Source organism: Gulosibacter sediminis (assembly GCF_030011715.1).
GTDB classification, from domain to species: Bacteria; Actinomycetota; Actinomycetes; order Actinomycetales; family Microbacteriaceae; genus Gulosibacter; species Gulosibacter sediminis.
Window position 1 is genome coordinate 54,252 of record NZ_JASCYH010000003.1, and the last position, 24,947, is coordinate 79,198.

At 64.7% G+C, this 24,947-nt stretch carries 22 protein-coding genes; 8 read left to right on the top strand and 14 right to left on the bottom strand.

What is annotated here, in order from left to right; all coding sequences use genetic code 11:
* Positions 1-115 precede the first annotated feature (115 nt).
* The 5 genes from QM019_RS02370 (at position 116) to QM019_RS02395 (ending at position 4,756) form a co-directional block, all read left to right on the top strand.
* Positions 116-850 (top strand): VIT1/CCC1 transporter family protein, encoded by a 735-nt coding sequence (locus QM019_RS02370; protein ID WP_044657637.1) that lies wholly within the window; start codon positions 116-118, stop codon positions 848-850.
* 103 nt (positions 851-953) lie between these two features.
* Positions 954-1,493 (top strand): DUF2231 domain-containing protein, encoded by a 540-nt coding sequence (locus QM019_RS02375; protein ID WP_019289537.1) that lies wholly within the window; start codon positions 954-956, stop codon positions 1,491-1,493.
* 342 nt (positions 1,494-1,835) lie between these two features.
* On the top strand, positions 1,836-2,429 hold the full coding sequence (locus QM019_RS02380) for a recombinase family protein (RefSeq protein ID WP_035762867.1): 594 nt from the start codon (positions 1,836-1,838) through the stop codon (positions 2,427-2,429).
* Positions 2,430-2,711: 282 nt separating this feature from the next.
* The gene (locus QM019_RS02390; RefSeq protein ID WP_282851717.1) at positions 2,712-3,944 is read left to right on the top strand and encodes a Mu transposase C-terminal domain-containing protein; all 1,233 of its coding nucleotides are present in this window, start codon (positions 2,712-2,714) and stop codon (positions 3,942-3,944) included.
* A complete protein-coding gene (locus tag QM019_RS02395; protein ID WP_282851718.1) occupies positions 3,944-4,756 on the top strand; it encodes an AAA family ATPase in 813 nt (270 codons plus the stop codon). The genes QM019_RS02390 and QM019_RS02395 overlap by 1 nt, the downstream gene beginning before the upstream one ends.
* Before the next feature lie 140 nt (positions 4,757-4,896).
* Here the strand turns inward: QM019_RS02395 and QM019_RS02400 are convergent, their stop codons facing one another.
* The 6 genes from QM019_RS02400 to QM019_RS02425 form a co-directional block, all read right to left on the bottom strand.
* Positions 4,897-8,085 carry a type I restriction endonuclease subunit R gene (locus QM019_RS02400; protein ID WP_282851719.1) on the bottom strand — a complete coding sequence of 1,063 codons (3,189 nt, stop codon included), beginning with the start codon at positions 8,083-8,085 and terminating at the stop codon, positions 4,897-4,899.
* The gene (locus QM019_RS02405; RefSeq protein ID WP_282851720.1) at positions 8,082-9,275 is read right to left on the bottom strand and encodes a Fic family protein; all 1,194 of its coding nucleotides are present in this window, start codon (positions 9,273-9,275) and stop codon (positions 8,082-8,084) included. Before QM019_RS02405 ends, QM019_RS02400 begins: the two co-directional genes overlap by 4 nt.
* 113 nt (positions 9,276-9,388) lie before the next feature.
* The gene (locus QM019_RS02410; protein ID WP_282851721.1) at positions 9,389-10,534 is read right to left on the bottom strand and encodes a GTPase; all 1,146 of its coding nucleotides are present in this window, start codon (positions 10,532-10,534) and stop codon (positions 9,389-9,391) included.
* Positions 10,524-11,714: a restriction endonuclease subunit S gene (locus QM019_RS02415; protein WP_282851722.1), complete on the bottom strand. Its 1,191-nt coding sequence runs from the start codon at positions 11,712-11,714 to the stop codon at positions 10,524-10,526. The genes QM019_RS02410 and QM019_RS02415 overlap by 11 nt, the downstream gene beginning before the upstream one ends.
* Positions 11,711-13,309 carry a class I SAM-dependent DNA methyltransferase gene (locus QM019_RS02420; RefSeq protein WP_282851723.1) on the bottom strand — a complete coding sequence of 533 codons (1,599 nt, stop codon included), beginning with the start codon at positions 13,307-13,309 and terminating at the stop codon, positions 11,711-11,713. Before QM019_RS02420 ends, QM019_RS02415 begins: the two co-directional genes overlap by 4 nt.
* 8 nt (positions 13,310-13,317) lie before the next feature.
* On the bottom strand, positions 13,318-15,288 hold the full coding sequence (locus tag QM019_RS02425; RefSeq protein ID WP_282851724.1) for a hypothetical protein: 1,971 nt from the start codon (positions 15,286-15,288) through the stop codon (positions 13,318-13,320).
* A 191-nt stretch (positions 15,289-15,479) separates the two neighbouring features.
* On the opposite strand from QM019_RS02425, the gene QM019_RS02430 reads away from it, so the two are divergent.
* Positions 15,480-16,706: a DUF2130 domain-containing protein gene (locus QM019_RS02430; RefSeq protein WP_282851725.1), complete on the top strand. Its 1,227-nt coding sequence runs from the start codon at positions 15,480-15,482 to the stop codon at positions 16,704-16,706.
* Between the two features lie 69 nt (positions 16,707-16,775).
* Here QM019_RS02430 and otnC read toward each other — a convergent pair whose 3' ends face one another.
* From otnC to QM019_RS02460, 6 genes are read right to left on the bottom strand one after another with little or no spacing between them, the layout of a single operon-like run.
* A complete protein-coding gene (otnC, locus tag QM019_RS02435) occupies positions 16,776-17,393 on the bottom strand; it encodes a 3-oxo-tetronate 4-phosphate decarboxylase (RefSeq protein WP_282851726.1) in 618 nt (205 codons plus the stop codon).
* Positions 17,394-17,423: 30 nt separating this feature from the next.
* Positions 17,424-18,884 (bottom strand): GntP family permease, encoded by a 1,461-nt coding sequence (locus QM019_RS02440; protein ID WP_282851727.1) that lies wholly within the window; start codon positions 18,882-18,884, stop codon positions 17,424-17,426.
* Positions 18,885-18,905: 21 nt separating this feature from the next.
* Positions 18,906-19,871, bottom strand: coding sequence for a D-erythronate dehydrogenase (gene denD, locus QM019_RS02445; RefSeq protein WP_282851728.1), 966 nt, complete (start codon positions 19,869-19,871; stop codon positions 18,906-18,908).
* Between the two features lie 55 nt (positions 19,872-19,926).
* Positions 19,927-20,700: a DeoR/GlpR family DNA-binding transcription regulator gene (locus QM019_RS02450; RefSeq protein WP_282851729.1), complete on the bottom strand. Its 774-nt coding sequence runs from the start codon at positions 20,698-20,700 to the stop codon at positions 19,927-19,929.
* The gene (gene otnI / locus QM019_RS02455) at positions 20,697-21,488 is read right to left on the bottom strand and encodes a 2-oxo-tetronate isomerase (RefSeq protein WP_282851730.1); all 792 of its coding nucleotides are present in this window, start codon (positions 21,486-21,488) and stop codon (positions 20,697-20,699) included. The genes QM019_RS02450 and otnI overlap by 4 nt, the downstream gene beginning before the upstream one ends.
* Positions 21,488-22,435 (bottom strand): four-carbon acid sugar kinase family protein, encoded by a 948-nt coding sequence (locus QM019_RS02460; RefSeq protein WP_282851778.1) that lies wholly within the window; start codon positions 22,433-22,435, stop codon positions 21,488-21,490. Before QM019_RS02460 ends, otnI begins: the two co-directional genes overlap by 1 nt.
* Positions 22,436-22,469: 34 nt before the next feature.
* On the opposite strand from QM019_RS02460, the gene QM019_RS02465 reads away from it, so the two are divergent.
* A complete protein-coding gene (locus QM019_RS02465; protein WP_125106639.1) occupies positions 22,470-22,814 on the top strand; it encodes a carboxymuconolactone decarboxylase family protein in 345 nt (114 codons plus the stop codon).
* Here QM019_RS02465 and QM019_RS02470 read toward each other — a convergent pair.
* Complete coding sequence (locus QM019_RS02470) at positions 22,811-23,605, bottom strand: helix-turn-helix domain-containing protein (RefSeq protein WP_282851731.1); 795 nt, start codon at positions 23,603-23,605, stop codon at positions 22,811-22,813. The genes QM019_RS02465 and QM019_RS02470 overlap by 4 nt on opposite strands.
* Positions 23,606-23,655: 50 nt before the next feature.
* On the opposite strand from QM019_RS02470, the gene QM019_RS02475 reads away from it, so the two are divergent.
* A complete protein-coding gene (locus QM019_RS02475; protein ID WP_282851732.1) occupies positions 23,656-24,153 on the top strand; it encodes a VOC family protein in 498 nt (165 codons plus the stop codon).
* Here QM019_RS02475 and QM019_RS02480 read toward each other — a convergent pair.
* Positions 24,146-24,826 carry a TetR/AcrR family transcriptional regulator gene (locus QM019_RS02480; protein WP_282851733.1) on the bottom strand — a complete coding sequence of 227 codons (681 nt, stop codon included), beginning with the start codon at positions 24,824-24,826 and terminating at the stop codon, positions 24,146-24,148. The genes QM019_RS02475 and QM019_RS02480 overlap by 8 nt on opposite strands.
* Positions 24,827-24,947: the final 121 nt, after the last annotated feature.

Below are 24,947 nucleotides of genomic sequence, written 5' to 3' on the forward strand. Positions count from 1 at the left end.
CTTCTACCCTCCCTACAATCGTCCCGAATTCTTCCAGAATTCTTAGCCGAAATTCCCCGGGTCGCTTAGCCTCACCAACGTTGACGTGCCGGGACATCGGTGCTTGAGTGAGCGCATGTCGACCGATGGATACACCGCACCCGCGCTGCACGCCGACGAACCCCACCGGGGAGGCATCGCGCAGCGCCTCAACTGGCTGCGCGCCGGCGTACTGGGGGCCAACGACGGCATCGTCTCGGTGGCGGCGATCGTCGTGGGCGTCGCCGGAGCCACGAGCTCGACTGGTCCCATCCTCACCGCGGGCGTGGCGGGCCTGGTCGGCGGCGCGATCTCGATGGCGCTCGGGGAGTATGTGTCAGTCAGCAGCCAGAGCGACAGCGAGAAGGCCCTCATCGCGAAGGAGCGCGCCGAACTGCGCGACATGCCCGCCGAGGAGCTCGACGAACTCACCGCCCTGTACCGGGCCAAGGGCCTGAGCGAGAGCACCGCTACCCAGGTGGCCATTGAGCTCACCGAGCACGACGCCCTAGCGGCGCACCTCTCGATCGAACTCAACATCGATCAAGACGATGTCGTGAGCCCCTGGCATGCGGCGGCAGCGTCGGCGGCGGCTTTCACCATCGGGGCAATCCTGCCAATGCTCGCCATCCTGCTTCCCCCAGCGGACTGGCGCATCCCCGTTACCTTCGTCGCCGTTCTCATGGCTCTCGCGGTCACCGGCACGCTGTCGGCAACGATCGGCGGCAGCTCACGGCTGCGGGCCACGCTGCGAGTCGTCATCGGCGGAGCGCTGGCACTCGCGGCGACCTACGGGGTGGGGGTGCTCCTAGGAGCATCCGGCGTCGTCTGACCTTTCGGCCATGTGGTGCGAACGGGGCGTGACAAATAAGCCCCTTCCGCGGCTCATGGCCGCTTCAAAGAATCCTGGAAGAATTCCTGCCCAACCTTGAACCATGTTCGACACATTCTTTGGGCTTCCCCTGCATCCGTTCATCGTGCACGCGACAGAGGTGATCGTTCCGCTGGCGGCACTACTGGTCGTTCTGGCGGCCGTCTGGCCTCGATGCCGTCGTTGGGCGGGGTATCTGCCGCTTGGCGTCTCACTGGTCGCGCTCGTTCTCGTGCCCTTCTCGACACAATCAGGCGAGCGACTCGAGGCGCGGGTCGGTGGGAACGATCTCATCGAAACTCACGCCGCTCTGGCCGACGGACTCCTTCCCTGGGTGATAGGCCTCGTCGTAGTAGCAGGTGCCCTGCTGTGGTGGAACATCCGCGAGAAGCGCGCACGAATCGCAGCGTCCAGAGAGTCGGAATTGCCGGTCGCGGCGCGTCCTGGTTCGCGGTGGGTACCAATCATGCTGATTCTGCTGGCTCTCGTGGTGTCGACAGGAACCACCGTGCAAGCCATCCTCATCGGTCACAGCGGCGCCACGGCAGTATGGACCGAAGACATGGGCGCGCCAGCACTGTCCGGGGACGGAGACACAGACTGATGGGCCGTGCGAACGCCCATACCGCTACAATCTGGCAGGCGCGAGTCTAGATTGCCCGCGCGCAATAAAGATCAGCGATACTCGTCGGTGATGCTGACGTAAGTACCAGCGGTGTCTCCACGCCCAAGGCGTAGCGACTCGAAAAAGCACCCTCCTCCGCGAGGGAAGAGCTCTGTCTAAAGGTGTCTCGAAAACCAAAAGCTTTTTGAGGCGCTACCTAGAGTAGAAACTTGTCTCATCAAATACTTGGAAAACGCGGGCTGTATTTGTCTTATAAACTCGTCCCAACGTAAAACGTCTTACCTGCTTGCCGCACAGGGGTTTTTGAGTCACACTGGGCAGGTGAGGCATTTGGGATACACACGAGTGAGCACTTCGAGCCAAGACGCGGCCTTGCAACTCGACGCTCTTGCTGCAGCGGGGGTGCAGAAACGCGACGTGTTCGCCGATGTGACGTCCGGCAGCCGGAGCGCGATTGAGCGGCCCGGGATGAAGAAACTGCTCGAGTACGCGCAGTCCGGGGACACCGTGGTGGTCTGGCGAGTAGACCGGCTCGGGCGATCCCTGATCGATGTTTTGAACACCGTGAACCTCTTGCGCGAGCGCGGGGTGAATGTCCGCTCCATTTCCGATGGGATCGACCCGGCCACGTCGACCGGGCGGATGATGCTGAACATGCTGGCCTCGTTGGCCGAGTACGAGCGCGAGCTGATCGTTGAACGAGTCAATGCCGGCATTGCTGCCGCCCGGCAATCCGGAACCCGTTTCGGCCGGCCGGTCTCTGACCCGGCGGTGATTGCCGATAAGCTCGCGATCGCCAAAGATGCCCGCGCCAGGGGACGCACCGCCGAAGACGCAGCACGTCTGGTTGGCTGGAGCCGCGCGACGTTCTACCGCCACTTGGGCCAAGAATCCGCCTCTGTCAAGAGCCTGTGATCGGCCATGTCCCGGCGAAGCGAACCGCGCAGGGACGCACCGCTGGGACAAAACCAGAATGGCAGCAGTACCGTGAAAGCAGGAACCTCTTACAGCGGCCTGATCAAGGCAACGGCACGCTGGGAAATACTGCGGCAACACGTCGAAGACGGAGTGCCGCTGACGGTCTTGGCTGAGGAACACCATATCGGCCTGAGGACACTGCAGCGATGGCACCAGAGCTTCAAGCTCTAGGGGAAGCCTGGTCTGGAACCGGTGGCACAGGGCAAACGCGGACGCCGGATGCCCAGCGACTTCGTGAAGCTGGTCGAAGGCCTCGCCTTAGCTAAACTGCCCAGGACGACGGCAGCCATCCACCAGCAAGCTAACAAGGTGGCGCTCCACCAGGGGTGGGCACCGGTTTCCTACTCAACCATCCGCTCGATTGTCGGCGAGATAGATCCCGGGATGATGACACTGGCGCAGCAAGGCGCGGCGGTGTACCGCGATAAGTACGAACTGGTCTGGCGCCGCCGCGCCGAACGTCCGAACGCGGTGTGGCAGGCTGATCATACCGAGCTCGACATTCTGGTTTTTGACACTGGTCATCGGCCGGTTCGCCCGTGGCTCACCACGATCATGGATGATTACTCGCGAGCCCTGTGCGGGTACATGATCTTCACCGGTGCTCCCTCATCCTTGAATACGGCATTGGCGTTGCGTGAGGCGATCTGGCCCAAAAAGACAGCTGATTGGCCGATGTGCGGAATCCCTGATGTGCTCTACGCGGACCACGGAACCGATTTCACGAGCCACCACATGGCGCAGGCCGCCAGAGACCTGCACTTCGAAATCACTTTCTCTGCAGTAGCCCGGCCACAGGGCAGAGGAAAGATTGAGCGTTTCTTCGGTACGTTGAATACCGAGCTTTTGGCCCGGCTACCGGGTTACTTGCACAACGTACGCAATCCCAAACCCGGACTATCGATTAGTGAACTGGACACGGCGCTAGGTGAGTTCATTGGGCAGAATTACCACCAGCGTGAACACCAAGAGATCAAAGAAACACCTCAAAAAGCGTGGCAGGGCAACGGCTGGTTGCCGCGTCTGCCTGAATCCATCGATGAACTGAACCTGCTGCTGCTCACGGTCGCCAAACCTCGAATCGTCCACCGCGATGGGGTGCACTTCCAAGGGCTACGCTACATATCTCCCTTGCTGGCTGCCTATGTCGGAGAATCCGTCATCCTTCGCTACGACCCGCGAGACGTTGCCGAGATTCAGGTCTTTCATCGTGGCCAGCACATCTGCAAAGCTATGGATCCCACGCACGAACGATCCATCATGACCTTTAAGGACATCCAGAAAGCACGCTCTGCACGAAAGCGTCAGCTGCGCGGACAAATCAATGAACGAATCGCCACCGTCGCGGAATTTCTACCGGCCGGGCAACCAACCACGGAGGCACCCCAGCCTGATCCGGCGGTCCACCGAACCAAGAAAACGAAGCTGCGCACTTACGAGGAGGACGAGTAATGGGACCAACAACTTTTATCGCAACGAAGGAGCACCGCCGCTTCACTGAGTTCGCCAATGCGGTGCGTCGGCAGCGGACTATCGGGGTCTGCTATGGACAAGCTGGAATTGGCAAAACCCTATCGGCTAAACGTTATGCCAACTGGAGCCCGAAAACCGAGGCGTTAATAGAGGAATGGGGCCGACGGGAGGACAGTGACCTCCAGATCTACAAGGATCTGGCCAAAACGCGGACCGTCTTCTTCACCCCAGGGGTTCTGACGACGCCTAAGCAAATCAAGGATGAACTCTCTCTGGTCACCACCCGGACTTCGATCTGTATCCATCAACATCTCGATACTTTAGGTGCCATGACGGGCCCGATGAATCAAGACAAGCATGTTGAGCTGATCATCGTCGACGAGTCGGAGCGACTCAACGCCACTGCCTTAGAAGTGCTACGAGATAGGTATGACAGGAACAATATCGCGCTGATGCTGATTGGGATGCCTGGCATCGAAAAGCAGTTCAGTCGATACCCTCAGCTCTATAGCCGTGTTGGTTTTGCTCACGAGTACCGTCCGCTTGCTCAGGATGAACTGCATTTCGTTCTGCAACGAAAGTGGCGTGCCCTCGGAAAAACTCTGGACTTGGAGGACTTCACCGATACGCAAGCTGTCGCGGCGATCGCCCGTATCACGCGCGGTAATTTCCGGCTGATCGATCGACTCTTCACACAGATGCAGCGAGTCATGAAAATCAATGAGCTGGACACGATTACCGATGATGTTGTTGAAGCTGCGCGATCCACGCTAGTGATCGGAATCAGTTGAACCGCCAATATTAGGTGCGCAGAAACCGCCAAACGAAGTTAACAATCACACCATGGACCCATCATCGCAGCATCCACCGACATCGGCTCGAGGACAAGCTGTGATGTGTGCGTGAGCCTGAACCTTACGGGCCGCACCGATCAGGCCCCGTTCGATCGGTCGTTCGCGTACCGCGGCGCCATCGACTCCATCTGGTCCATGACCAGCTTGATCGCTTCGGGCTGCTTGTCCGGCGGGTACTTGTACTTCACGAGCAGTCGCTTGATCGACGATCGCAGTTTGGCGCGAACGTCGTCGCGCACGGTCCAGTCGGTGCGCACGTCGCGGCGCATGACTGACACGAGTTCGCGCGCGATCTGCGCAAGCACGTCTCCGCCCTGGACTTCGACGGCCGACTCGTTCGTGGCAACGGCGTCGTAGAACGCGAGTTCGTCGCTCGAAAGCGGTGGTGAGAACGTCGATCCGCGCGCGGCTTCGTCAGCCACGTCCTTTGCCAGCTCGATCAGCTCGGCGATGACCTCTGCAGATGTGAGCTGCTGGTTCGTATACCGGTTCATGACCTCGACGATCCGTTCTGAGAACGCCCGCTGCCGCACGAGGTTGCCGCGCGTCGCACGTGCCCCGGCATCCGTCAGAGACCGGCGGAGCGCTTCGATCGCGAGGTGCGCGTTCGGTGCGGCCTGCGCCTTCGCGAGGAACTCGGGCCCGAGGTCGTCGAGCGCCAGCCGCGGCAGCCCGGCCGCATCGTAGATGTCGAGCACTTGACCCGGCGTAATCGAATCGGCGACGAGCCCACCCAGCAGACGTGAGATCTCCTCTGGAATCGGTTCGTCGCGCGACTGCCGTTCGGCGGCGTCAAACTTCGCCATCCATACGCGAACCTCTTCATAGAACGCGATCTCGTCGCGCAGTTCCGCAAGCCCCTCGCGACCCGATCCGAGGGCCCAGGCGCGCGCGAGTTGACCGGTCGCGGCCCGGTATCGCGCCGCGAGTCGCTCGGATTCGAGTTCAGGCGCATTCAGCGGATTGCTCGCGTCCCGCAGGAAGTTCGTCGCGGTGGTCGCCGCCGTCCGCCACGCACGAGAACCACCCGCGGCCGCGATCGCACGCCAATCGCAGCCTGCGAGCATTTCACGAATCTGTGCGACGAGCTCAGTCGCGATCGCGACCGCTTCATCGACGTCACGGCCGATCGGCTTGTTCTCGCGGTCCGACACGGTGTACTCCGACAGCGCCGTCGCCAGGTTGTCGGCCAGCGGCGCATACGCGACGAGCAGGCCGTCCTGTTTGCCTTCAAACGTACGGTTCACCCGCGCGAGGGTCTGCATGAGCAGGGCACCCTTCAACGGCCGGTCGAGGTACAGCGTGTGCAACGGCGGCGCGTCGAACCCGGTCAGCATCATGTCCTTCACGATGACGAGTTCGAGTTCGTCGGTGGGGTTCTTCAGCCGCGCCTTGATCGCCTTGTTCTCCGAGTCGCGCCGCACATGGTCGCTCACGGGCGGCTGGTCCGACGCCGACCCCGAGTAGACGACCTTGATGCGACCGGCATCGAGCGCATCGGAATGCCAGTCGGCCCGCAAAGCGACGATCTCGTCATAGAGCCGCGCACAAATTTCGCGAGTGCCGCCGACGATGAGCGCTTTGCCGGGCGTCGTGAGGAACGGCTTCATCCGCTCACGCCGTTCCTCCCAGTGCCGCACCAGGTCAGCGGCCAGCGTCTCGATGCGTTCGGGCGCACCGTAGACCGCGTTAACAACGGCGACGGATGCTTCGAGTCGCGCCCGCTCAGTGTCGTCCAGGCCGAGCGTGTACTCGTCGGCGGCGCGATCAATGTCTGCTTCGCTCACCTCATCGGTAAACGACACCTTGATGAGCCGCGGCTCGAAGTAGACGGGCACGGTTGCGCCGTCCTCGACTGCTCGGGTGAGGTCGTAGATGTCGATGTAGTCGCCGAACACGGCGCGGGTATCGCGTTCGGCGAACGAGATGGGCGTGCCGGTGAACGCGATGAGCGTGGCGTTCGGCAGCGCATCGCGCAGGTGCCGCGCGTACCCGTCGAGATCGTCGTAGTGGCTGCGGTGCGCCTCGTCGACGACGACGATAACGTTGCGTCGATCAGTGAGCAGCGGATGCTGCGTGCCGGCCTGCTTCTCCGCCTCGGTCAGTCCGAACTTCTGCAGCGTCGTGAAGTAGATACCGCCGGTGACGCGGTTGCGCAGCTCGTCGCGCAACTGGGCGCGCTCGCGCACCTGCACCGGCTCATCGGGCAGCAGCAGGCTCTGGTGGAACGTCTGGAACAACTGCCCGTCAAGCTCGGTGCGGTCGGTGACGACGACCACGGTGGGGTTCTTGAGCTTCGGATGCCGCGAGACGAGGTTCGTGTACAGCTCCATCTCCATCGACTTGCCCGAGCCCTGCGTGTGCCAGACGACGCCAGCCTTGCCATTAGTCTCGACGGCCTGCACGGTCGAGCCGACGGCCTTCGTCACCGCGAAATACTGGTGGGGCTTGGCAATGCGCTTCGTGAGGCCGTCGGCGTTCTCGTCAAACGCGGTGAAGTTGCGCACGAGCTGCAGAAGCCGCTCCTGGTTGAACAGCCCAATGAGGGCGTCGTCGATGGGCTCGACCGAAACTCCGCCTTCGACACGAGGTTGCTGCAGCGGTGCGCCGTCATCGTCGACGTTCCACGGCGCGAAGTGGTTGAGCGGAGTGAAGGGCGTACCGTACTTGGCATCGAGCCCGTCGCTGGCGAGGGTCATGACGCAGAAGCGGAACGCCATCGGGAACTCCCGCAGATATGTCTGAAGCTGAGCGTGAGCGGGGGCGACGCCGGTGGACGCGGAGCCGGCGCGCTTCAGCTCGACGATAACGAGCGGCATCCCATTAACGAACAGCACGATGTCGAACCGGCGGTGCAGATCGCCCTGGCGGAGCGTGAGCTGGTTGACTGCGAGCCAGTCGTTGTCTGTAGGCTCGGTGCCGAGCAGGCGCAGCCGGACGTTCTGCTCGATACCGTCAGCGTCGATGTAGCCGAGCGGATACCCGCCGACGAGGTACTGGTGGATCCGGTGGTTTTCGGTGATCGCATCCTGCGATTTCGGAGCGGCGATCTCGGCCAGCGCCTGCTGCAGGTACTCGGCTGGTACACCGGGGTTGAGCCGGCGCAGCGCTTCGAGCAGACGCGGACGAATGAGGAGGTCATCCCACGTATCGCGTTCCCCGGTACCCGGCGCGATCTGATCACCAGCCACGGGGCGCCAGCCGAGCGGCTCCGCCAGCGTGTCCAGCGCATCCCGCTCCCAGAGGTCTTCCGTTAGTGCACTCATCGTTCCTCGTTCCCCCGCGCTTCGTGTTCAAACTTGCTGCCGTCGGATACCGCGGCCCAGATCTCTGTGGCAATCCAACGCTCGCGGCCACCACGACCCCAGCGCCCCGCCGACACGAGCCACCCACGCGCTTCCGCGCGCCGAAGCGCCGCCGACGCCGCGGGGCGACTGACCTCGGCATGGCGCATGACTGTTGCCACCGTGATGACCGGGTTGCGAAAGATGAGATCGATGACGGATGTCAGCGCCGAACGATCGTTGATCGTCTCTCGACGGTACCGTTCGCGCACCTCAACGAGAGCACGGATGCGCGCCGCGGCCCGCTTCGCCTGCTGCTCGATACCCTCGCAGAAGAACTGCACCCACTCCTCAATCTCGCCACGTTCGCGCACGGCCTGCAGACGGTCGTAGTACTGGTCACGGTTGCGCTCGAAGTAGTCCGAGATCGGAAGAATCGGAGCGCTAAGGACGTCGTCGGCGACGAGCATGAAACCAATCAATAGCCGTCCAATTCGCCCATTGCCATCGAGGAACGGATGGATCGTCTCGAACTGGTAGTGCATGAGTGCGGCACGCAGCACCACCGGCATCGTCGACGGCTCGTTCACGAACCGTTCCCAGTCTGCAAGCAGGTCGCCGATCTGTTCGTGATGCGGTGGAATAAAGCGTGCAGTCTCGGGTCGCGCGTTGGGTGAGCCGATCCAGACCGGTGAGCGCCGCAACTCACCAGGGAACTTCTCGTCGCCTCGCACATCCGCGAGGAGGGTCGCATGAAGCGCACAAATGAATCGCTGCGTCAGCGGCCACTTCTGCAGCAGCATTTGACCTTCTGCGGCCGCGTTGAGGTAGTTGTTCACCTCGCGGAGGTTCTCATCGTCGATCGGCTCGTCGGCATTCTCAGCGCTCAGCACATCACTAAGCGAGGCCTGTGTCCCCTCGATCCTTGAGCTTGCCAACGCTTCCTGCGCCATCGAGGGCCCAAGCAGCAGTTCGGGGTCATCAATCAGCATCGCCAGGCCGGAAAGCCTGCCCAGCGCGAGATCCGCGCGCGACACTGCAGCCAACGACTCCGGACTCAGGACGAGTTCCCGGGGGATATTGACCGGGAGGAAGTAGGGGTGTCGCCATGCGCCAACTGGGTTGGTGACGATCGTGCCGAATGCCGTGCTGATGTACTGCTCGGTGCGCATGTCTTACCTTTCCAGAAGACCGCAAAGATGAAAGATAAAGCGCGTTTAGCTTACTTCTTCGCACTGGTTTGACAAGGCTGCGGATGCTCGCGCACAGCGGTTCATGCCCCCGGTTACTTCCCCACGCGTTGCTCGGCCATCTTGCGGATGACATCGAGAAAGCCAGGTACGTACTGGTTCCAGGCTTCATCCATCTGGTCGAGCCTGATCTTCCCGGTATGCACGTGCTCACACAGACGCAGCCAGCCTTCACCCGTGGCACCGGTAAGTGCGGCAGCGACTCCAGCATTGACGACGCTCCCCGCTCCCGGGACGAGTTTGATCAAGCTGCTCGCGAGAGCGCGGCCCGCGAGTTGCGCGCCGAGATTCGCCAGGGAGCTCGTCGACAGCGCTGTCTTCATCTCGATGTCGTAGATGACCGCGATGCGGGCCATCATTCCGAGCTGGATCGGCGCCAGGGTAACGGCATCCGCGATAGGAAGCGGAACCGTCGCTGCTCCGGCTGCCGCCGCTGTTGCGGCGGCGATGACGGGTCGGGCGAGTTCTCGTTTCCAGGGAAGGTTGAGTCGTTGCGCAATGCGAAAGGCGTCCTTCTCGTCTTGAGGCGAGAGAGACAGAGTCTCTGCGACGAGCTCACCGAGGCCATGCCCCTTGCCCTTCCCGTGCTTATCGCTGGTGGAGGTCAGGATGACGCGCTCGTAGTTAATCGAAATCGGCTGGCCGCCCTCGACGGGGTTCTCGAGCCAGTTCACAAACTCTTCGACACCCTTCGCGACTCCGCGCTGACCCGTGATGGGGTTCCGCAACCAGTCGACCTTCGTCAGCACTAGAACGACTGGAAGCCCGATCCTGCTAAGTTCGTTGATCATCGCGATTTCGTGCGGCGCGAGGCGATCGTCGTTCGACTTGACGCAGTACCAGACGACAGAGATCTGCTCATTCTTCGGTCGCTTTGCGATTTCACGCAGGTGACCGCGCAGCTGCTCAGCTGGCGGCACCGTCGACCCAATCTCGAACCCTTCAACATCCCAGATACCGAGCGAGTCGTCGCTGAAATAATGCACCCCGCGGGTGACGGGCAGCCCCTTGCCGACCTTGGCCAGATCGCGCCCGAAGACCGCGTTGACAAGAGAGGACTTGCCAACGCCCGTGCCGCCGATCACTGCCAAGTTGAAACGGCCGTATCGCGACTTGGCGTCTCTCATGCCGTCAAGGAACGGCGTCTCATCGATGTTCGAGGTCTCGGGTTCAGCGCTCATCATCTACTCCTGTCAGTGTCGTGGCGCCAGCAGCGGCTGCCATTGCGTCAGCATCGCGTACGCGGAGCTTGCCGGACATCAACTGCGGCAGAAGCGCATCGCGCGTCGCGGCGAGGGTGCGGTTCTCTTCGACAGCCGCGATAACCGCCCTGCTGATGCTGTCCAGTCGCGCGGCGGTCCCCGCGGCTTGGTCAGGCCGGGGCCAGCGGATCGTCGCAGTTGACAGGTCCTTCCAGCTGGTGCGAGGCATTCGCGTTCCTTCGCTGGCAGCGACCACCTGCTCAATCACAGCATCGCTCGTAAGCGCCGCCAGCAACACGCTCGCCATCCCGTGATCGCTCGGCCGCACCACGAGGATGTCGGTCGAGCAGATGCCAGCTCGGGGTGCCAGGACCACCTTGTGGAAATACGGCCTCAACTTGCCAAAAAGCACGTCTTCTGCGGCGAACGCTGACTTAGCGCTGCTGACTTCCCCCGCAGTGCCCCCGTCCGTCAACCACATGTGCCGGCGCCCGACGTGCTCAAGCCCCACATACAATTCGTCAGCCGCGACCTTCGATGGAGAAACACTGACGCGCGGGGAGTTTGCGACTTGACCGACGCGCACGTCCGTCATCTCAAACTTTTCATACTCCGTTCTGATGACGCCGTCTGCAGCCAAAGCGAGGGCGGTGTTGGCGGCGATCTTGTTGTCGAGAGCGCCCAGCACCTCGGCGATCGCCTGCTGCTCGGGGAGCGGTGGCAGGCGAACGGACCAACTTCCCATCGAATTGAGTGGAATGCGGTTTACCGTCGCACCGTGGATTGTGTTCTGTTCGATGAGCTTTTGGAACGGAGGCGCGAGGTAGAAGTACAGCAGAAATCGCGGATCTACGAGATTACGGTTCGGGCGAAGCAGCCCCATCCGACGCCCAAGGCATGCCGTCACGCCTTCAGGCATGAGGGCCGCTTCACCAAGACGAGTTTCATACGAGAAGAGCAAGTCGCCTGCTAAAGGAGTCACGCGACGAGTCCACTTCGCAAAATCCTCGTCGGAGACATGGTCCGAGAGGTCGAGGTCGAGACGACCTCGACTTAGGCTCGAGATGTTCAGAAAATAATGACCCGAGTCCTGACGTTTGGGCGTGGCGTGAGGGCCATCGAAAACTTGGGCGATCTCAGAAATCGTGTAGGTCTTCACGACGCCCTCCCCAACTGCTCGCGCACAACATCCGCCAACCGCGCCGACTCGGCGAACTGCGCCTCGAGCTCTCCGCGCAGGCGCGCGAGCTTTTCTTCGATGGGCTCGCCGTCGTCTTCGATCTCTGGCGCACCGACGTAACGACCCGGGGTCAGCGCGTAGTCGGCGGCTTTGATCTCGGCGATCGTTGCCGAGTACGCGAAGCCGGGCACATCCTCGTACGGCTCGCCTTCTTGGCGGAGCCAGGAGTGATACGTGTCGGCAATCTTCGCGATGTCCTCATCCGAGAGTGCGCGTTCGGCACGGTCGACCATGTGGCCAAGGTTGCGGGCATCAATGAACAACACCTCGCCGGCTCGCGAACCCTTGTTCTTCGCGAAGAACCACACGCACACCGGAATCCCCGTCGAGCGGAAGAGCTGCGTCGGCAGCGCCACCATGCACGACACCAGGTCGGCCTCGACGATCTCGGCACGGATCTTGCCCTCGCCACCCGAGTTTGACGACATCGAGCCGTTGGCCATGACGACGCCCGCCTGCCCACCCGGGGCGAGCTTCGACAGGATGTGCTGGATCCACGCGTAGTTCGCATTTCCTGCGGGCGGCACGCCGAAGCGCCAGCGCGGATCGGACTCGTTGCGCGCCCAGTCTTTGATGTTGAAGGGCGGGTTCGCCATCACGAAATCGGCCTGCAGGTCGGGGTGTAGATCACGGGCGAATGTGTCGCCCCACCGCGGGCCCAGGTTGCCGGAGAGCCCGTGAATGGCGAGGTTCATCTTCGCCATGCGCCACGTGCGCTCGTTGAGCTCCTGCCCATAGACCGAGATGTCGCTTCCCTCGCCGTGATTCGCGTCGATGAACTTCTCGGCCTGCACGAACATGCCGCCCGACCCGCACGCCGGGTCGTACACCCGACCGTGCGTCGGCTGCAGCAGCTCGACCAGCACTCGCACGACCCCTGCAGGGGTGTAGAACTCTCCGCCGCGCTTGCCCTCGGCCGCGGCAAACTTCTCGAGGAAGTATTCGTACACCTCGCCCAGCAGATCGCGTGCGCGGCGCCCGTCCGTTCCTCCCTGCCCCTGTGCCGTGAATCGCGCAGAGTTGAACAGGTCGATCAGCTCGCCGAGCCGCCGCTGATCGACATTGTCGCGATTGAAAATGCGCGGCAGCGTGCCAGCCAGCTGCGGGTTGGCCTGCATGACCGCATCCATCGCCTCATCGATGAGCGCACCGATCGACTTCTCTGGGCCGTCCATCGACGGCCCCAGGCCCTTCGCGTTTTCCGCGAGGAACGACCAGCGTGCGTTTGCCGGCACCCAGAACACACCCCGCCCCGTGTACTCATCGGTGTCGTCGATAAGCTCGGCGATCTGGTCGTCGTCGTACCCGTCGGCGGTGAGCTCGGTGCGGATGCCGGCACGCCGCTCATCGAACGCATCCGACACGTACTTCAAGAACACGAGCCCAAGGATGACGTCTTTGTATTGTGACGCGTCCATTGAGCCGCGCAGCTTGTCGGCGGCTTTCCAGAGCGTGTCTTTCAGCTCTTTCATTGTCGACGGCGCCGGTGCGGCACCCTTCCGTGTCCGGGGCATGCAGTTCCTTACTTCAAGGCGGATGCTGTGGCATCCGATTCGGTCAGAGTGACGGTGCCGGCGGCCACGGCCGTCGTCAGCGTATCGATGTAGTGGTCGAGGCGAGCCACGCGATCCATGAGCGCCGCGCGCACGTCTGCGGATTCGGAGAGTGCGCGCCGGAGCGGCGCGATGGCCGACGGCGCGACTCGGCGGAGCATCCACCGTTGCCATGCGCCCGGCCCTCCGGCTTGGACTGCAATGTCGGCTGCGATGAGTTCCGGGACAAGCCCGCCCGAATCTGCCAGGGTGATCCGCAACACACGCGCGGGGTATGCGACAACCTTTGAGCCGTCGGTGTCAACCCACGCCGCGGCGGTAGGGCTCGTGCGGAAGACCACGTCACCGGGTCGAGTCAGCTGAGCGGAGGGGTGTTGCGTCGCGAATGTGAGCTGGTCGACGCGGGTACGGCCGATCGACGTGGGTTCGTCGAGGTCCGCTGCGGTCACGACCACCAGCCCTTTCTCGCCCAGCAGGTCAGGGTCAAGGCGTGTGCCCTGCACCCTCCGCAGGTGTCCAGCCGCGACCAGCTCCGATACCGACGCCGCAGGCGGGGCATCGTGCCGCTCCGGCGCAACCTCGAATGGAGTGAGGTCGGAACGGACTGCCGCGCCCGCCATGTCGAGCAATGCGGGGAGCGCCTTCACTTTCGCGCTGGGCGGCCGTGCTCCCCGTTTCGCCGACGCCACCAGCGAGCCACTGCTGGCCTGCAGTGAAGACGTGGTCACAAACCTCGCGAACCGGAAATGATGCGCACGAAGATCTCGGCGACCGCTCATGGCCGCCATCAGGTCTGAGACCAGGTCGGCGCGCGTCGCCGGGGTGAGTTGCGCATCGCTGAGATCTGCGACGGCAGTGGCCCGCTGCGCGGGCTGTACCTCGTCTGCTGGCTCCCCGAACACCCAGATCGCGAGTGACTCGCGGACCGCGCTGTCGACCAGGCCGGTCGTCAGCCGCGCGATTCCTCGTACCTGACCAGATCGAAGGATGTCTGCGCGCACCAACTCATCGGCGGGCGTCAACGGGTCGACAAGTGCCCGCGCAGGGCCGATCACAACTGCCGCATCGGCAGGCCGCAGCGACAAGGAGACTTCGTCGACTGCCTGCAAGATCGCGGCCACGTCTTCGCCTCGGCTCGACGGAACGCGAGCGACCACGACGGAACGAGTCGCCGGGTCAGCGCCGTCGCCGACCCAATACCCTTCGACCAGCAATTGGCGCCGGACGCGGCGAGTCTCCACGCCGGACGGGAGAACGGTAGCCACCTCGTCGCCGAGTTTGTCTGTGATCGCCGACGATAGTGCGGCATCAGTTGCATCCAGCACCACGCTGGTGTCATTGCTGGTGAGGGCGAGCGTGGCATCGACGACCAATGCGGTGACCTCTGCGACCAACTTTCCCGCGGAACCAACCGCACGGTTCGATGCCGCATGGCGTCGGGCGACAAGTGCCAGCGCGGCGGACGGCGAGTACGCAGCGTCAACAAGACGCGCTGCGTAGGCGAGCCAGGGCGCGCCCCGACCGACGTGTGCAGCGATCTCGCGATGAAGCATGCGGTCGGACGGGTCGAGCTCGGCTGCTGCGTCATTGAGCTGTGAGTGCGTGAGTTCACTGAGACTGTCAGTCTGCGCATACAGGGCGATCAGCGCCTCCAGTTCAGCGACCGCATCCGCGTTGGCAAAGGAGAAGCCCGCAGGAGTTGCAGCCGCCGCAGCATCCTCACGTGCATCCGGGTTGTTGCCATGCTCAGTGCGCACAAGCCAGTCAGCAACCTCGTCTGCGTTGAAGCAAGGTCGGCCGATCTCGTCCGTGACCGCCTTCGGAAATGGATCCTGAGTGGCCGCGAACCGTGCCCGCCACGTCGAGACCACGGGGCGCTGCACTCTGGCCAGCCGGGCGACACCGGCCAGGTCGATCAGGAGTGAGGGCGCCGTGGACATGAAACAAACGTACTTCAAGAATCTAGCCCAATAGATGCACTTGCTGATAAGGGGACTTATCAGCAGTCTCAATGAATTTCGCCCAATTTTGATCCACGATCGGTTCAACGACACCACCTCGTTATCACGGGCAGAGCGTTGCTGAGTTGCCCCGCCCGTGGGATCCACTTCCGCACCCTTTGGAGTAGCTCATGACCCACACCACACCGATCACCGCCGTCAACGAAATCAAGTGCCCGCATTGCGGGACCCACTTCACGATCGACGAGGCGCAGTACGCCGACATCGTGCAGCAGGTGCGCAGCACCGAGTTCGAACACGAGCTTCATGCGCGCCTCGCCGCAGCGGACAAGACCAAGGAGTCTGAGATCGCTCTCGCCGTAGCTAAAGAAGCTCAGCAGGCACAGAAGATCAACGCCGCGAAGGACACCGAGATCCAACAGCTCAAGTCCGAGCTCAAGTCCGCTGCGACCGATCAGGAACTCGCGGTCGCGAAGGCAGTGTCTGCGGTGGACAAGGATCTCGAAAAGGCGAAGAACACGCTGGCTCTTCAGTCCGCCGAGCAGAAGGTCAAGGACGCCGCGCTCAAGGAGTCGCACACCAGGGAGCTCGCCCTGAAGGATGAACTCATCGACCGGTATAAGGACATGAAGGCCAAGCTGTCGGTGAAGCTCCTCGGGGAGACCCTCGAGCAGCACTGCGAGACCGAGTTCAATCGCATGCGCTCACTCGCTTTCCCCAACGCGACGTTCGGGAAGGACAACGACGCATCCGCTGGCACGAAGGGCGACTACGTCTTCCGGGACTTCAGCGACGACGGTGTGGAGTACATCTCGATCATGTTCGAGATGAAGAACGAGTCCGACGCCACCGCTACGAAGAAGAAGAACAGCGACTTTTTCGCCAAGCTCGACAAGGACCGCATCGACAAGGGTTGCGAGTATGCGGTGCTCGTCTCGATGCTCGAAGAAGACTCAGACCTCTACGCCGGCATCACCGATGTCTCTCACGAGTACCCGAAGATGTTCGTCGTCCGTCCGCAGTTCTTCCTCGCGATCATCGCCCTGCTGCGCAACGCCGCGCAGGACACCATCATGGTCAAGGACGAGCTCGAACAGATCAAGAAGCAGAACATCGATATCACCGAGTTTGAGGCAGAGCTCGAAGAGTTTAAGTCGGCGTTCGGCCGAAACTACCGCCTTGCCAGTGGCAAGTTCGATGCCGCGATCAAAGAGATCGACGGTGCGATCGCCCGGCTCCAGAAGGTCAAGGACAACCTTCTCGGGTCGGAGAACAACCTCCGACTCGCGAACGAGAAGGCGACAGCGCTCACGGTCAAGAAGTTGACCAAGGGCAACCCGACTATGGCGGCCAAGTTTGCCGAGCTAGGCGCGGCCGACGAGCACGACCCTGCATAACAGTTTTCGGTGGGAGCCCTGCACGAGTGCGGGCTCCCACCGAAAAACGCTGAGCCCTCCAGTCCAGAGCTAAAGCAGCGCCTCGATGTCACCCGCCCCGAGCACATTTGGCTCGCGATCGCGCAGCAGCAGCGCAAGCCGCGCCGTCTCCTCGAGCTCTTCGGCGGCAGCCACCGCGGCGGCGAGCGTGGCCCCCGCCACAAGCGAGCCGTGGTGGGCAAGAATCACCGCCGGCGCGCGCGTGGCCGCCTCGCGAATCTCGGCCACCGCATCCGTCGTGCCGGGCTTGAAGTACGGCACGACGGGCACGTCGCGACCGACGCGCATCACGAAGTACGGCGTCAGCGGCGGGATGAGCGGCTCGCCCTCGCGCCAGAGGCAGCTCAGCGCCGTGACGTAGGTCGAGTGGAGGTGCACGATCGCACGGGCGTCGGGGCGCGCCTCGTACATCGCCCGGTGCATCGGCACCTCCTTGCTCGGCTTGCCACCGCCGATGTGCCGAAACTCGCCATCAAGCTCCGAGAGCTCGCTGACGTCGAGGCGCCCGAGCGAGGAGTTCGTCGGGGTCATGAGCAGCCCCTCGTCGACTCGCACGCTGAGGTTGCCCGCGGTGCCAACCGAGTACCCGCGGTTGAAGAGGCTCGCGCCAAACTCTACGAGCTGCTGGCGAGTTTCGGGATTACGCAATCGAGGTTTCCTTATCTGCGGCGAGCGCGGTTACACAAAGATGTCGGCGACGAGCAGCGAGACGAGGCTGGTCGCCCACGCGATCGTCGTCGGCACCGACCAGGTCAGCAGCTGGTGCTTGACCTCCTTGACACCGAGCATGCGGTTGACGACCCAGAAGAGCGAGTCATTGAAGTAGCTGAACACCATCGCGCCGAGACACGCGGCCTGCGCGGCGAGCGCGAGGTTCACGTCGGGCATTGTCGCGAGGATCGGCGCCGAGAGCGAGGCCGAGGTGATGATTGAGACGGTGCCGCTGCCCTGCACAAGGCGCACGGCAGAGGCGATGACGAACGGAATCAGGATGGCCGGCAGCGGCAGCTGCGAGACGAACTCGCCGAGCGCGTCGCCCACGCCGCTGTCGCGGAGCACCTGGCCGAGCGCGCCGCCGGCACCGGTGACGAGCAGGATGATGCCGGCCTGGTCGATGCCCTTCTCCATGGTCGCGAGGGTGGTCTGGCGCTTCTGCCCGATGGTGAGGCCGTAGATGGCCGCGATGACGCCAATGCCAACGGCGATGACCGGGTTCCCGACGAAGGATGCGACGCCAACGAGCCACTCGGGCAGCACGCCGGGCGCGCTGGTTGCGACCGCGTTGATGCCGGTGTTCGCAAAGATGAGCACGATGGGCAGCAGAATCGGCAGCATCGACATGAACAGCGACGGCAGCTCCTTCTCGCGCTCCTTAGCGAGGCTGTTGAACTCGCTGACCGCCTCGCTGGCGCTGAGCTTCGTGCCGGTGTCGACCTCGATCATCTTCTCGATCTTCGGGCCCATGTACTTTGCGTAGAGCGTCACGGTGAAGATCGCGGGGATCGTGAGGATCACGCCGTAGAGGATCATCTCGCCGATGTTCACGTCGAAGATGCCGGCCGCCCCGAGCGGGCCCGGCGTCGGTGGCACGGCGTGGTGGGTGAGCACGAGGCCGCCGGCGAGGGCGATGCCGAGCGTGAGGACCGAGCGGCCCGCGCTGCGCGAGAGCGCCTTCACGAGCGGGTTCAAGATGACGAACGCGCTGTCGACGAAGATCGGGATCGACACGATGTAGCCGGCGACCGCGAGCGCCCACTCTTCCTTGCGCTTGCCGAGCCAGCGCAGCAGGGTAATCGCGAGCTTTTCGGCCGCGCCGGACGCCTCGAGGATGGCGCCCATCATGACGCCGAAGCCGACGACGAAACCGATCGTGGCGAGGGTCGAACCAAAGCCGGAAGAAATCGAGCCGACGGTGTCTTCGGGCGACATGCCCGCCGACAGGCCGGCGATCGACGCGGCGATGACGAGGGCGAGCAGGGCGTGGATCTTCGTGCGCAGCACGAGGAAGATGAGGACCGCGATGGCGACGGCGAGGCCGACGAAGGCCCATGGGCCGACCGTCACGGCGCCCTCGGCCTCGGTGGCGGCGAGCACGGCCGACCGCGAGACGCCGACGGCGTCAATGAGTGCAATGTTCATTCGGGGAAGCTCCGTTGCTGCCTAGTTGCCGGTGACGAACTCGTCGCGGTACTGCCGCACGACGTCGGTGAACTGCTCGTCCTTGATGAACCCGAGCGCGAGCGGGCGGGCGACGTCGAAGTCGCCGGGCCACGAGCACACGATGTCCATGACCGCGGCGTCGTGCGCCTCGGTGACGAGCGCGCGAGCGTCCTCGCCCCCAACAGTGCGCAGCGCATCCAGCATCTCGGCGACCGTGACGCTGATGCCGGGCACGTTCACGGTGCGCCACGAGCCCAGCTTCTCGCCGGCGAGGTCAAAGCCGTGCACGAGGTTCGTCACGGCCGAGTCGGGCGACGAGAGCCACATGCGGGTGTCCTGCGGCACCGGCAGCACCGATGCTTCGCCGTTGAGCGGCTCGCGCAGGATGCCGCTCGCGAACGAGGATGCGGCGGAGTTCGGCTTGCCGGGGCGCACCGAGATCGTCGGCAGGCGGAAGACGCGGCCGTCGACGTAACCCTTGCGCGAGTACTCGTTCACGAGCAGCTCGCCGATCGCCTTGAACGAGCCGTAGGTCGACTCGGGCATGCTCGCGAGCGTCTCGGGCACGACGGCGGGCATCTCGCCGCCGAACACGGCGAGCGACGAGGTGAAGACGAAGCGGGGGTTGGTGCCGCCCGCGCGCGCGGCCTCGAGCAGGGCGCGCGTCGCCTCGACGTTGACGCGCATGGCGAGGTCGAAGTCGACCTCCGAGCCGCCCGAGAGGATCGCGGCGAGGTGGAACACACCGGCGGTGTCGGTGCCGACCGTCTCGCGCAGCAGCTCGACGTCGCCGATGTCACCGACTACCGATTCGACCCGAGCGTCGTCGATCTTCGACGCCGCGAGGTCAAGCGACACGATGCGATCGAAGTCGACCTGCAGCGAGCCCTCGTCGGCTCGGCGAAGCAGTTCGCGGATCACGCGGCTGCCGAGGAATCCGGCGCCACCGGTAACGATGATTTTCATGGAGTGCTGGCCTTTCAGCGGGATTGATGAGGGATACGCTGGCGCGCGGGATGCGCTAGCGAACGGTGGATGGGGTTTGGAGCACTTCGAGGCCGGCCTCGACGAGCGCGTCGTGGGCCGACTCGGGCAGTTCGGCGTCGGTCACGAGCCCGTCGAAGCGCTCGAGCGCGATCGACTTGAGCGGCATGACGCGGCCGTACTTCGTGCTGTCGGTGACGAGGAAGACGCGACGGGCGTTGTCGGCCGCCGTGTTCTTCACGATGTTCTTCGCCTCGGTGTGCACCGAGCTGCCGCGCAGGTCGAACGCCGGGGTCGAGATGAACGCGACGTCGAAGTTGAACTCGCCGATCGCCTCGGCGGTTGCCCGGCCCTCGGCCGAGAGATTGGCCCGGTCGATGATGCCCGCGGTGAGGTGCAGCTCGTTCGTCGAGCGCTCGGCGAGCCACTGCGCGATGACGAGGTCGTTCGTGACCACGACGAGGCCCTCCTTCGCGACGAGCGCCTTCGCGATCTCGAGGGTCGTCGTGCCCGCGTCGAGGAAGATGACGTCGCCCGGCCCCACGAGGGTCGCGGCGAGCGCGCCGATCTCGGCCTTCTCATCCGGCCGCAGGGCGGCCTTGTCGGCGTGCGCGAGGTCGAGCGACAGGCGCGACGGCAGCGTGACACCGCGCGCCACCGAGCTCACGCGCCCGGCCGACTCGAGCGCGGCGATGTCGCGGCGCACCGTCATGTGCGAGACGTCGAGCGCCTCGACGAGTTCGGCGATCGTGAGGCTGCCGCGCTCGGTGAGCAGCCGCATGATCGTGCGCTGCCGTTCGACGGGAATCATCGCTCGCCCTGCCAGTTCTCGTAGGCGTCGAGCCAGCCGAGCCCCTCGGTCGTGCCCACCGCCGGGCGGTACTCGCAGCCGACCCAGCCGTCGTAGCCCGTGCGGTCGAGCGCCTCGAGCACGAACGGGTAGAACAGTTCGCCGCGATCGGGCTCGTTGCGCGCGGGCACCGAGGCGAGCTGCACGTGCCCGATCAGGCCCGCGACCCGCTCGACGAGGTGGGTGATGTCACCGTCAGTGAGCTGTGCGTGATAGAAGTCGAACTGCAGCCGAACGTTGTCGCGGTCGATCTCGGTGACGAGGTCGACGGTGTGCGCGACTGTCGGCAGGTAGTAGCCGGGGTTGTCGTACGCGTTGAGCGACTCGAGCACGAGCAGGCGCCCCGCATCCTCCGCCTGGCCGGCGGCCCAGCGCACGTTCTCGACGTAGTGGGCGCGCAGCTCGGGGTCGTGAATGTCGCCCGCAAAACCCGACATGAGGTGCAGCTTCGGGCAACCGAGCACCTCGGCGTACTCGAGCGCCTGGACAATGGATGCGCGGAACTCGCCTTCGCGCCCGGGCAGGGCCGCGAGGCCCTTCTCCCCCGCGGCCCAGTCGCCGGGGTAGACGTTGAACAGCTCCATGGTGAGCCCGTACTCGTCGAGGCGGGCACGGAGTTCCTCGGCCGGCCACTCGTACGGGAAGAGGAACTCGACGGCCTTGAACCCCGCGTCGGCCGCGGCCGCAAAGCGATCGAGGAAGTCGAGCTCGGTGAACATCATCGAGAGGTTGGCGGCGAACTTCGGCATTAGCGTGACTCCCCTGTGGTCTGGTCGTTGAGGCCCTGGGCTCGTGAGAAGAAGTCGACGTCACCGAAGTTGCCGCTCTTCAGCGCGAGCTCGAGGGTTCCGTCGAGCGAGCGCACCCACGGCACACCCGGCGCGATCTGGGGGCCGATGTGGAAGCCCTCGACGCCGAGCGAGGTCGTGACGATGCCCGAGGTTTCGCCGCCGGCGACGATGAAGCGCGTCACACCGGCGCCGCGCAGCTCGGCGGCGAGCCAGGCGAACAGGCCTTCGATGGTGGCGGAGGTCGTCTCGGCGCCGTAGCGCTCCTGCAGCCCGCGCACGGTGGCGGGGTCGGCGGTGGCGTAGACGAGCGGCGCGGGGTTCGCCGACTGCTCGAGCACCCAGGCGAGCACCTCCTCGCGATAGGCCGTCTGCCCGGCAGCAGACTCGGTAAGCAGGCGGTCGACGTCGACGGCGAGTGACGGCGCAACCTCGCGGTAGGCCGCGACCTGCTTGTTCGTCATCTCGCTCGCCGAGCCCGACAACACGACCGCGCGGCCCTCGATGGGTGCCCAGTCGCCCGCCGCGCTCTCGCTCGCGCTCGCGGCATCCCGGCCGCTCAGCGCGCGGGCGAGGCCGCCGCCGATGCCCGAGCCGCCGGTCACGAGTGGCAGCTCGGTCGTCGCCTCGCCGATCGCGGTGAGGTGCTCGGCGGTGAGCGTGTCGGTCACGGCATAGCGGATGCCCTGCTCGCGCAGCTCCGCCAGGGCCCCGCGAATCGCCTCGGCGCCGCGCTCGATCACCGTGACTGGAATGACGGCCGCCTTGCCCTCCGACTGCGCCTCCATGAGGCGTACGAGGCTCGCGTCGGTCATGGGCGTCACCGGGTGGTTGCGCATGCCCGACTCGTCGAGCGGCACGCCGTCAACTTTGTGACGCCGGGCTACGCGCGGGGAAGTTTCGCCCAGTCGCGCTCGTTACGTTGCCGATAGGAGGTACAACATGACCGAGTATTTTGACCGCAACGACCGTGACTACACCAAGGTGTACAAGGAGCACACGCCCGACATCTTGAAGAAGTTTGGTGAGTTCGACGCCGCCGTCTTCGCCAAGGAAGGCCGCGAGATCCCGCTGAAGTACCGCGAGCTCATCGCGCTCGCCGTGGGCATCACGACGCAGTGTGTCTACTGCATCGACGCGCACTCGCAGAACGCCGTCAAGGCCGGCGCGAGTGAGGCCGAACTCGCCGAGGCCGCCTGGGTCGCGACCGCGATCCGCGCCGGTGGCGGTTACGCGCACGGCCGTCTCGCGTTCAAGCTCGCGGGCGACGCGGGCCACACGCACTAGTCGCGCGACGCGAGCATCCGCCGGTACTCGCTCGGCGAATAGCCGAGCGCCCGGCGGAACTCGCGGGCGAGGTGCGCCTGGTCGGCGAAGCCGAACTGGGCCGCCGCCTCGGCGATGGTGGCGTCGGCATCGGTGCGCAGCAACAGCGCCGCGTCCTGCAGCCGGCGCCGCCGCAGCAGCGCGTGCGGCGTGAGGCCGATGTACTTCGTCGTGATGCGGTGCAGCGTGCGCACCGAGATCGATAGCTCGCTCGCCGCCTCGGCGAGGCCGCCGACGCTCGGCGCCGACTCGAAGTAGTCGGCCACCGCGTTCGCGACGCGGCCCTCGTCGGTCACCGCGCCGACGCGCGCGACCAGCCACGGGGCGACCACCTCGACGCCGGCCGCGACCCCCGCATCCGCCACTCGCCGGGTCGCGGCCGCGTGCAGCTCGGGCTCGTCGAGCTCGACGTAGCGATCGCGCAGCGCCGCGGGCTCGGCCGTGAACGCCGGCACCGCGGCCGGCCGCAACCGCGCGCCGACCGCCCAGCCATCGCCGACGAGATCTTGCTGCGAGACCTCGGTGGTCGGCCCCGCAAAGCCGACGAGCGCATCCTCGACGACGAGGTTCGTGGTCGGATACGCGAGGATGCGCTGCGACGACACCTCGCCGGGTGCGAGCGACCAGCGCGAAAGCCACCACCAGTTCACAAGCTCGGCTGCGGTACCGCTCGCGGGCACCCGCCGGAAATCGCTCGGCAGCAGTTCGGGAAAGAGCGTGCCGCGGTTCACCGCAGGCTCGTCGTCGCGCATGGCACGAATGTACAAGCCTCCTTCGCGCCGGCGCTCGTAGTGTCGGCCGCATGACGACACCGCAGCCCGCATCAGGCACCCACACCACCGACGGCCGGCCGAACGGCTACTCGAGCATCACGCCCTTCCTCGCGCTCGCGCGCCCGGGCGACGCCCTCGACTTCTACCAGCGCGTCTTCGGCGCGAAGCTCATCAACTCATCCGAGGCTGGCGGCGCGGTCATCCACGCCGAGCTCGAGTTCTTGAGCGGCCGGCTGCAGCTCGGCACCGCCTCGCCCGAACTGCATCTGCTCGCGCCGAGCGCCGACAGCGACGAGGTCTCGTTCTCGCTCGCCCTCTACTGCCCCGATGTGGATGCGCTGGTCGAGCGGGCGGTCGCGGCCGGCGCCACGGTGCGCGAGCCCATCGCCGACTTCGCGTCGGGCGACCGCTACGCGAGCATCCGCGACCCGTTCGGCATCCGCTGGTCGGTCATGACCCGCGTCGAGGACCTCAGCGACGAGGAGTCGGACGCGCGCGTCAAGGAATGGCTCGCGCAGCTCAGCTGAGCCCGAGCTGCTCGGCGGTGCGAGCGACGACCTGTTCGAACACCGGGTCGGCGTCGAGGAGGCCGCCGACGAAGTGACCGCCGAGCTCGAGGTTGATGAAGCCCTGAATCGTCGACCAGGCGGCAATCGCCGCGAGGCTCGAGGCCGAGCCGACCTCGATCGTCACGCCGAACGCGTGCGCGAATTCGCTCATCGGCGCGAGCGACGCCTTCGCGGCGGGGTCGCTCACCTCGCCGTGCACGTGCCCCATGATGCGCAGCGCGGGGCCGAGCACGCGCGTGGCGGGCTCGACGGTGTCGCGCGGGGCGGCATAGCCGGGAATCGGCGTGCCGTAGACGAGCGCCCAGTCGTAAGGATGCGCGCAGGCCCAGTCGCGCATGGCGTGCGCCCAGTGCGACCACTGCGTCGCAAGGTCGGCGCTCGTGTCGGCGCAGCCCGCCTCGGCCGCGTCGGCGAGCTCGCCAAAGACGACGAGGATGAGCCGGGTGAGCAGCTCGTCGCGGCTCTCGACGTAGCGGTACACGGCAGAGGAGGCGACGCCGAGCTCGCGGGCGACGGCGCGCAGCGAGAGCTGCGCCGGCCCGACCTCGGCCATCTGCGCGCGGGCGGTCGCGAGGATGCGCTGCTCCATCTCTTCGCGGGCGCGCTGGCGTGGGGTTGGCGTGGTCGACATGCCCCCAGCGTGCCCCATTTCGAGAGCACTGTACACTTTTGTGAGCAGTGCTCTTGTTTTCCGATTGACGCGGTACCATGCTGTGTTTCGAGAGCAGTGCTCTGGTTTTCGCAGTCCGACC

What these genes read in the sequence shown, in the direction of transcription:
- QM019_RS02370 (WP_044657637.1), top strand. Translation starts at nt 116, where the DNA reads ATGTCGACCGATGGATACACCGCACCCGCGCTGCACGCCGACGAACCC.
- QM019_RS02375 (WP_019289537.1), top strand. Translation starts at nt 954, where the DNA reads ATGTTCGACACATTCTTTGGGCTTCCCCTGCATCCGTTCATCGTGCAC.
- QM019_RS02390 (WP_282851717.1), top strand. Translation starts at nt 2,712, where the DNA reads ATGCCCAGCGACTTCGTGAAGCTGGTCGAAGGCCTCGCCTTAGCTAAA.
- QM019_RS02395 (WP_282851718.1), top strand. Translation starts at nt 3,944, where the DNA reads ATGGGACCAACAACTTTTATCGCAACGAAGGAGCACCGCCGCTTCACT.
- QM019_RS02400 (WP_282851719.1), bottom strand. Translation starts at nt 8,085, where the DNA reads ATGAGTGCACTAACGGAAGACCTCTGGGAGCGGGATGCGCTGGACACG.
- QM019_RS02405 (WP_282851720.1), bottom strand. Translation starts at nt 9,275, where the DNA reads ATGCGCACCGAGCAGTACATCAGCACGGCATTCGGCACGATCGTCACC.
- QM019_RS02410 (WP_282851721.1), bottom strand. Translation starts at nt 10,534, where the DNA reads ATGAGCGCTGAACCCGAGACCTCGAACATCGATGAGACGCCGTTCCTT.
- QM019_RS02420 (WP_282851723.1), bottom strand. Translation starts at nt 13,309, where the DNA reads ATGCCCCGGACACGGAAGGGTGCCGCACCGGCGCCGTCGACAATGAAA.
- QM019_RS02425 (WP_282851724.1), bottom strand. Translation starts at nt 15,288, where the DNA reads ATGTCCACGGCGCCCTCACTCCTGATCGACCTGGCCGGTGTCGCCCGG.
- QM019_RS02430 (WP_282851725.1), top strand. Translation starts at nt 15,480, where the DNA reads ATGACCCACACCACACCGATCACCGCCGTCAACGAAATCAAGTGCCCG.
- QM019_RS02440 (WP_282851727.1), bottom strand. Translation starts at nt 18,884, where the DNA reads ATGAACATTGCACTCATTGACGCCGTCGGCGTCTCGCGGTCGGCCGTG.
- denD (WP_282851728.1), bottom strand. Translation starts at nt 19,871, where the DNA reads ATGAAAATCATCGTTACCGGTGGCGCCGGATTCCTCGGCAGCCGCGTG.
- QM019_RS02450 (WP_282851729.1), bottom strand. Translation starts at nt 20,700, where the DNA reads ATGATTCCCGTCGAACGGCAGCGCACGATCATGCGGCTGCTCACCGAG.
- otnI (WP_282851730.1), bottom strand. Translation starts at nt 21,488, where the DNA reads ATGCCGAAGTTCGCCGCCAACCTCTCGATGATGTTCACCGAGCTCGAC.
- QM019_RS02465 (WP_125106639.1), top strand. Translation starts at nt 22,470, where the DNA reads ATGACCGAGTATTTTGACCGCAACGACCGTGACTACACCAAGGTGTAC.
- QM019_RS02470 (WP_282851731.1), bottom strand. Translation starts at nt 23,605, where the DNA reads ATGCGCGACGACGAGCCTGCGGTGAACCGCGGCACGCTCTTTCCCGAA.
- QM019_RS02475 (WP_282851732.1), top strand. Translation starts at nt 23,656, where the DNA reads ATGACGACACCGCAGCCCGCATCAGGCACCCACACCACCGACGGCCGG.
- QM019_RS02480 (WP_282851733.1), bottom strand. Translation starts at nt 24,826, where the DNA reads ATGTCGACCACGCCAACCCCACGCCAGCGCGCCCGCGAAGAGATGGAG.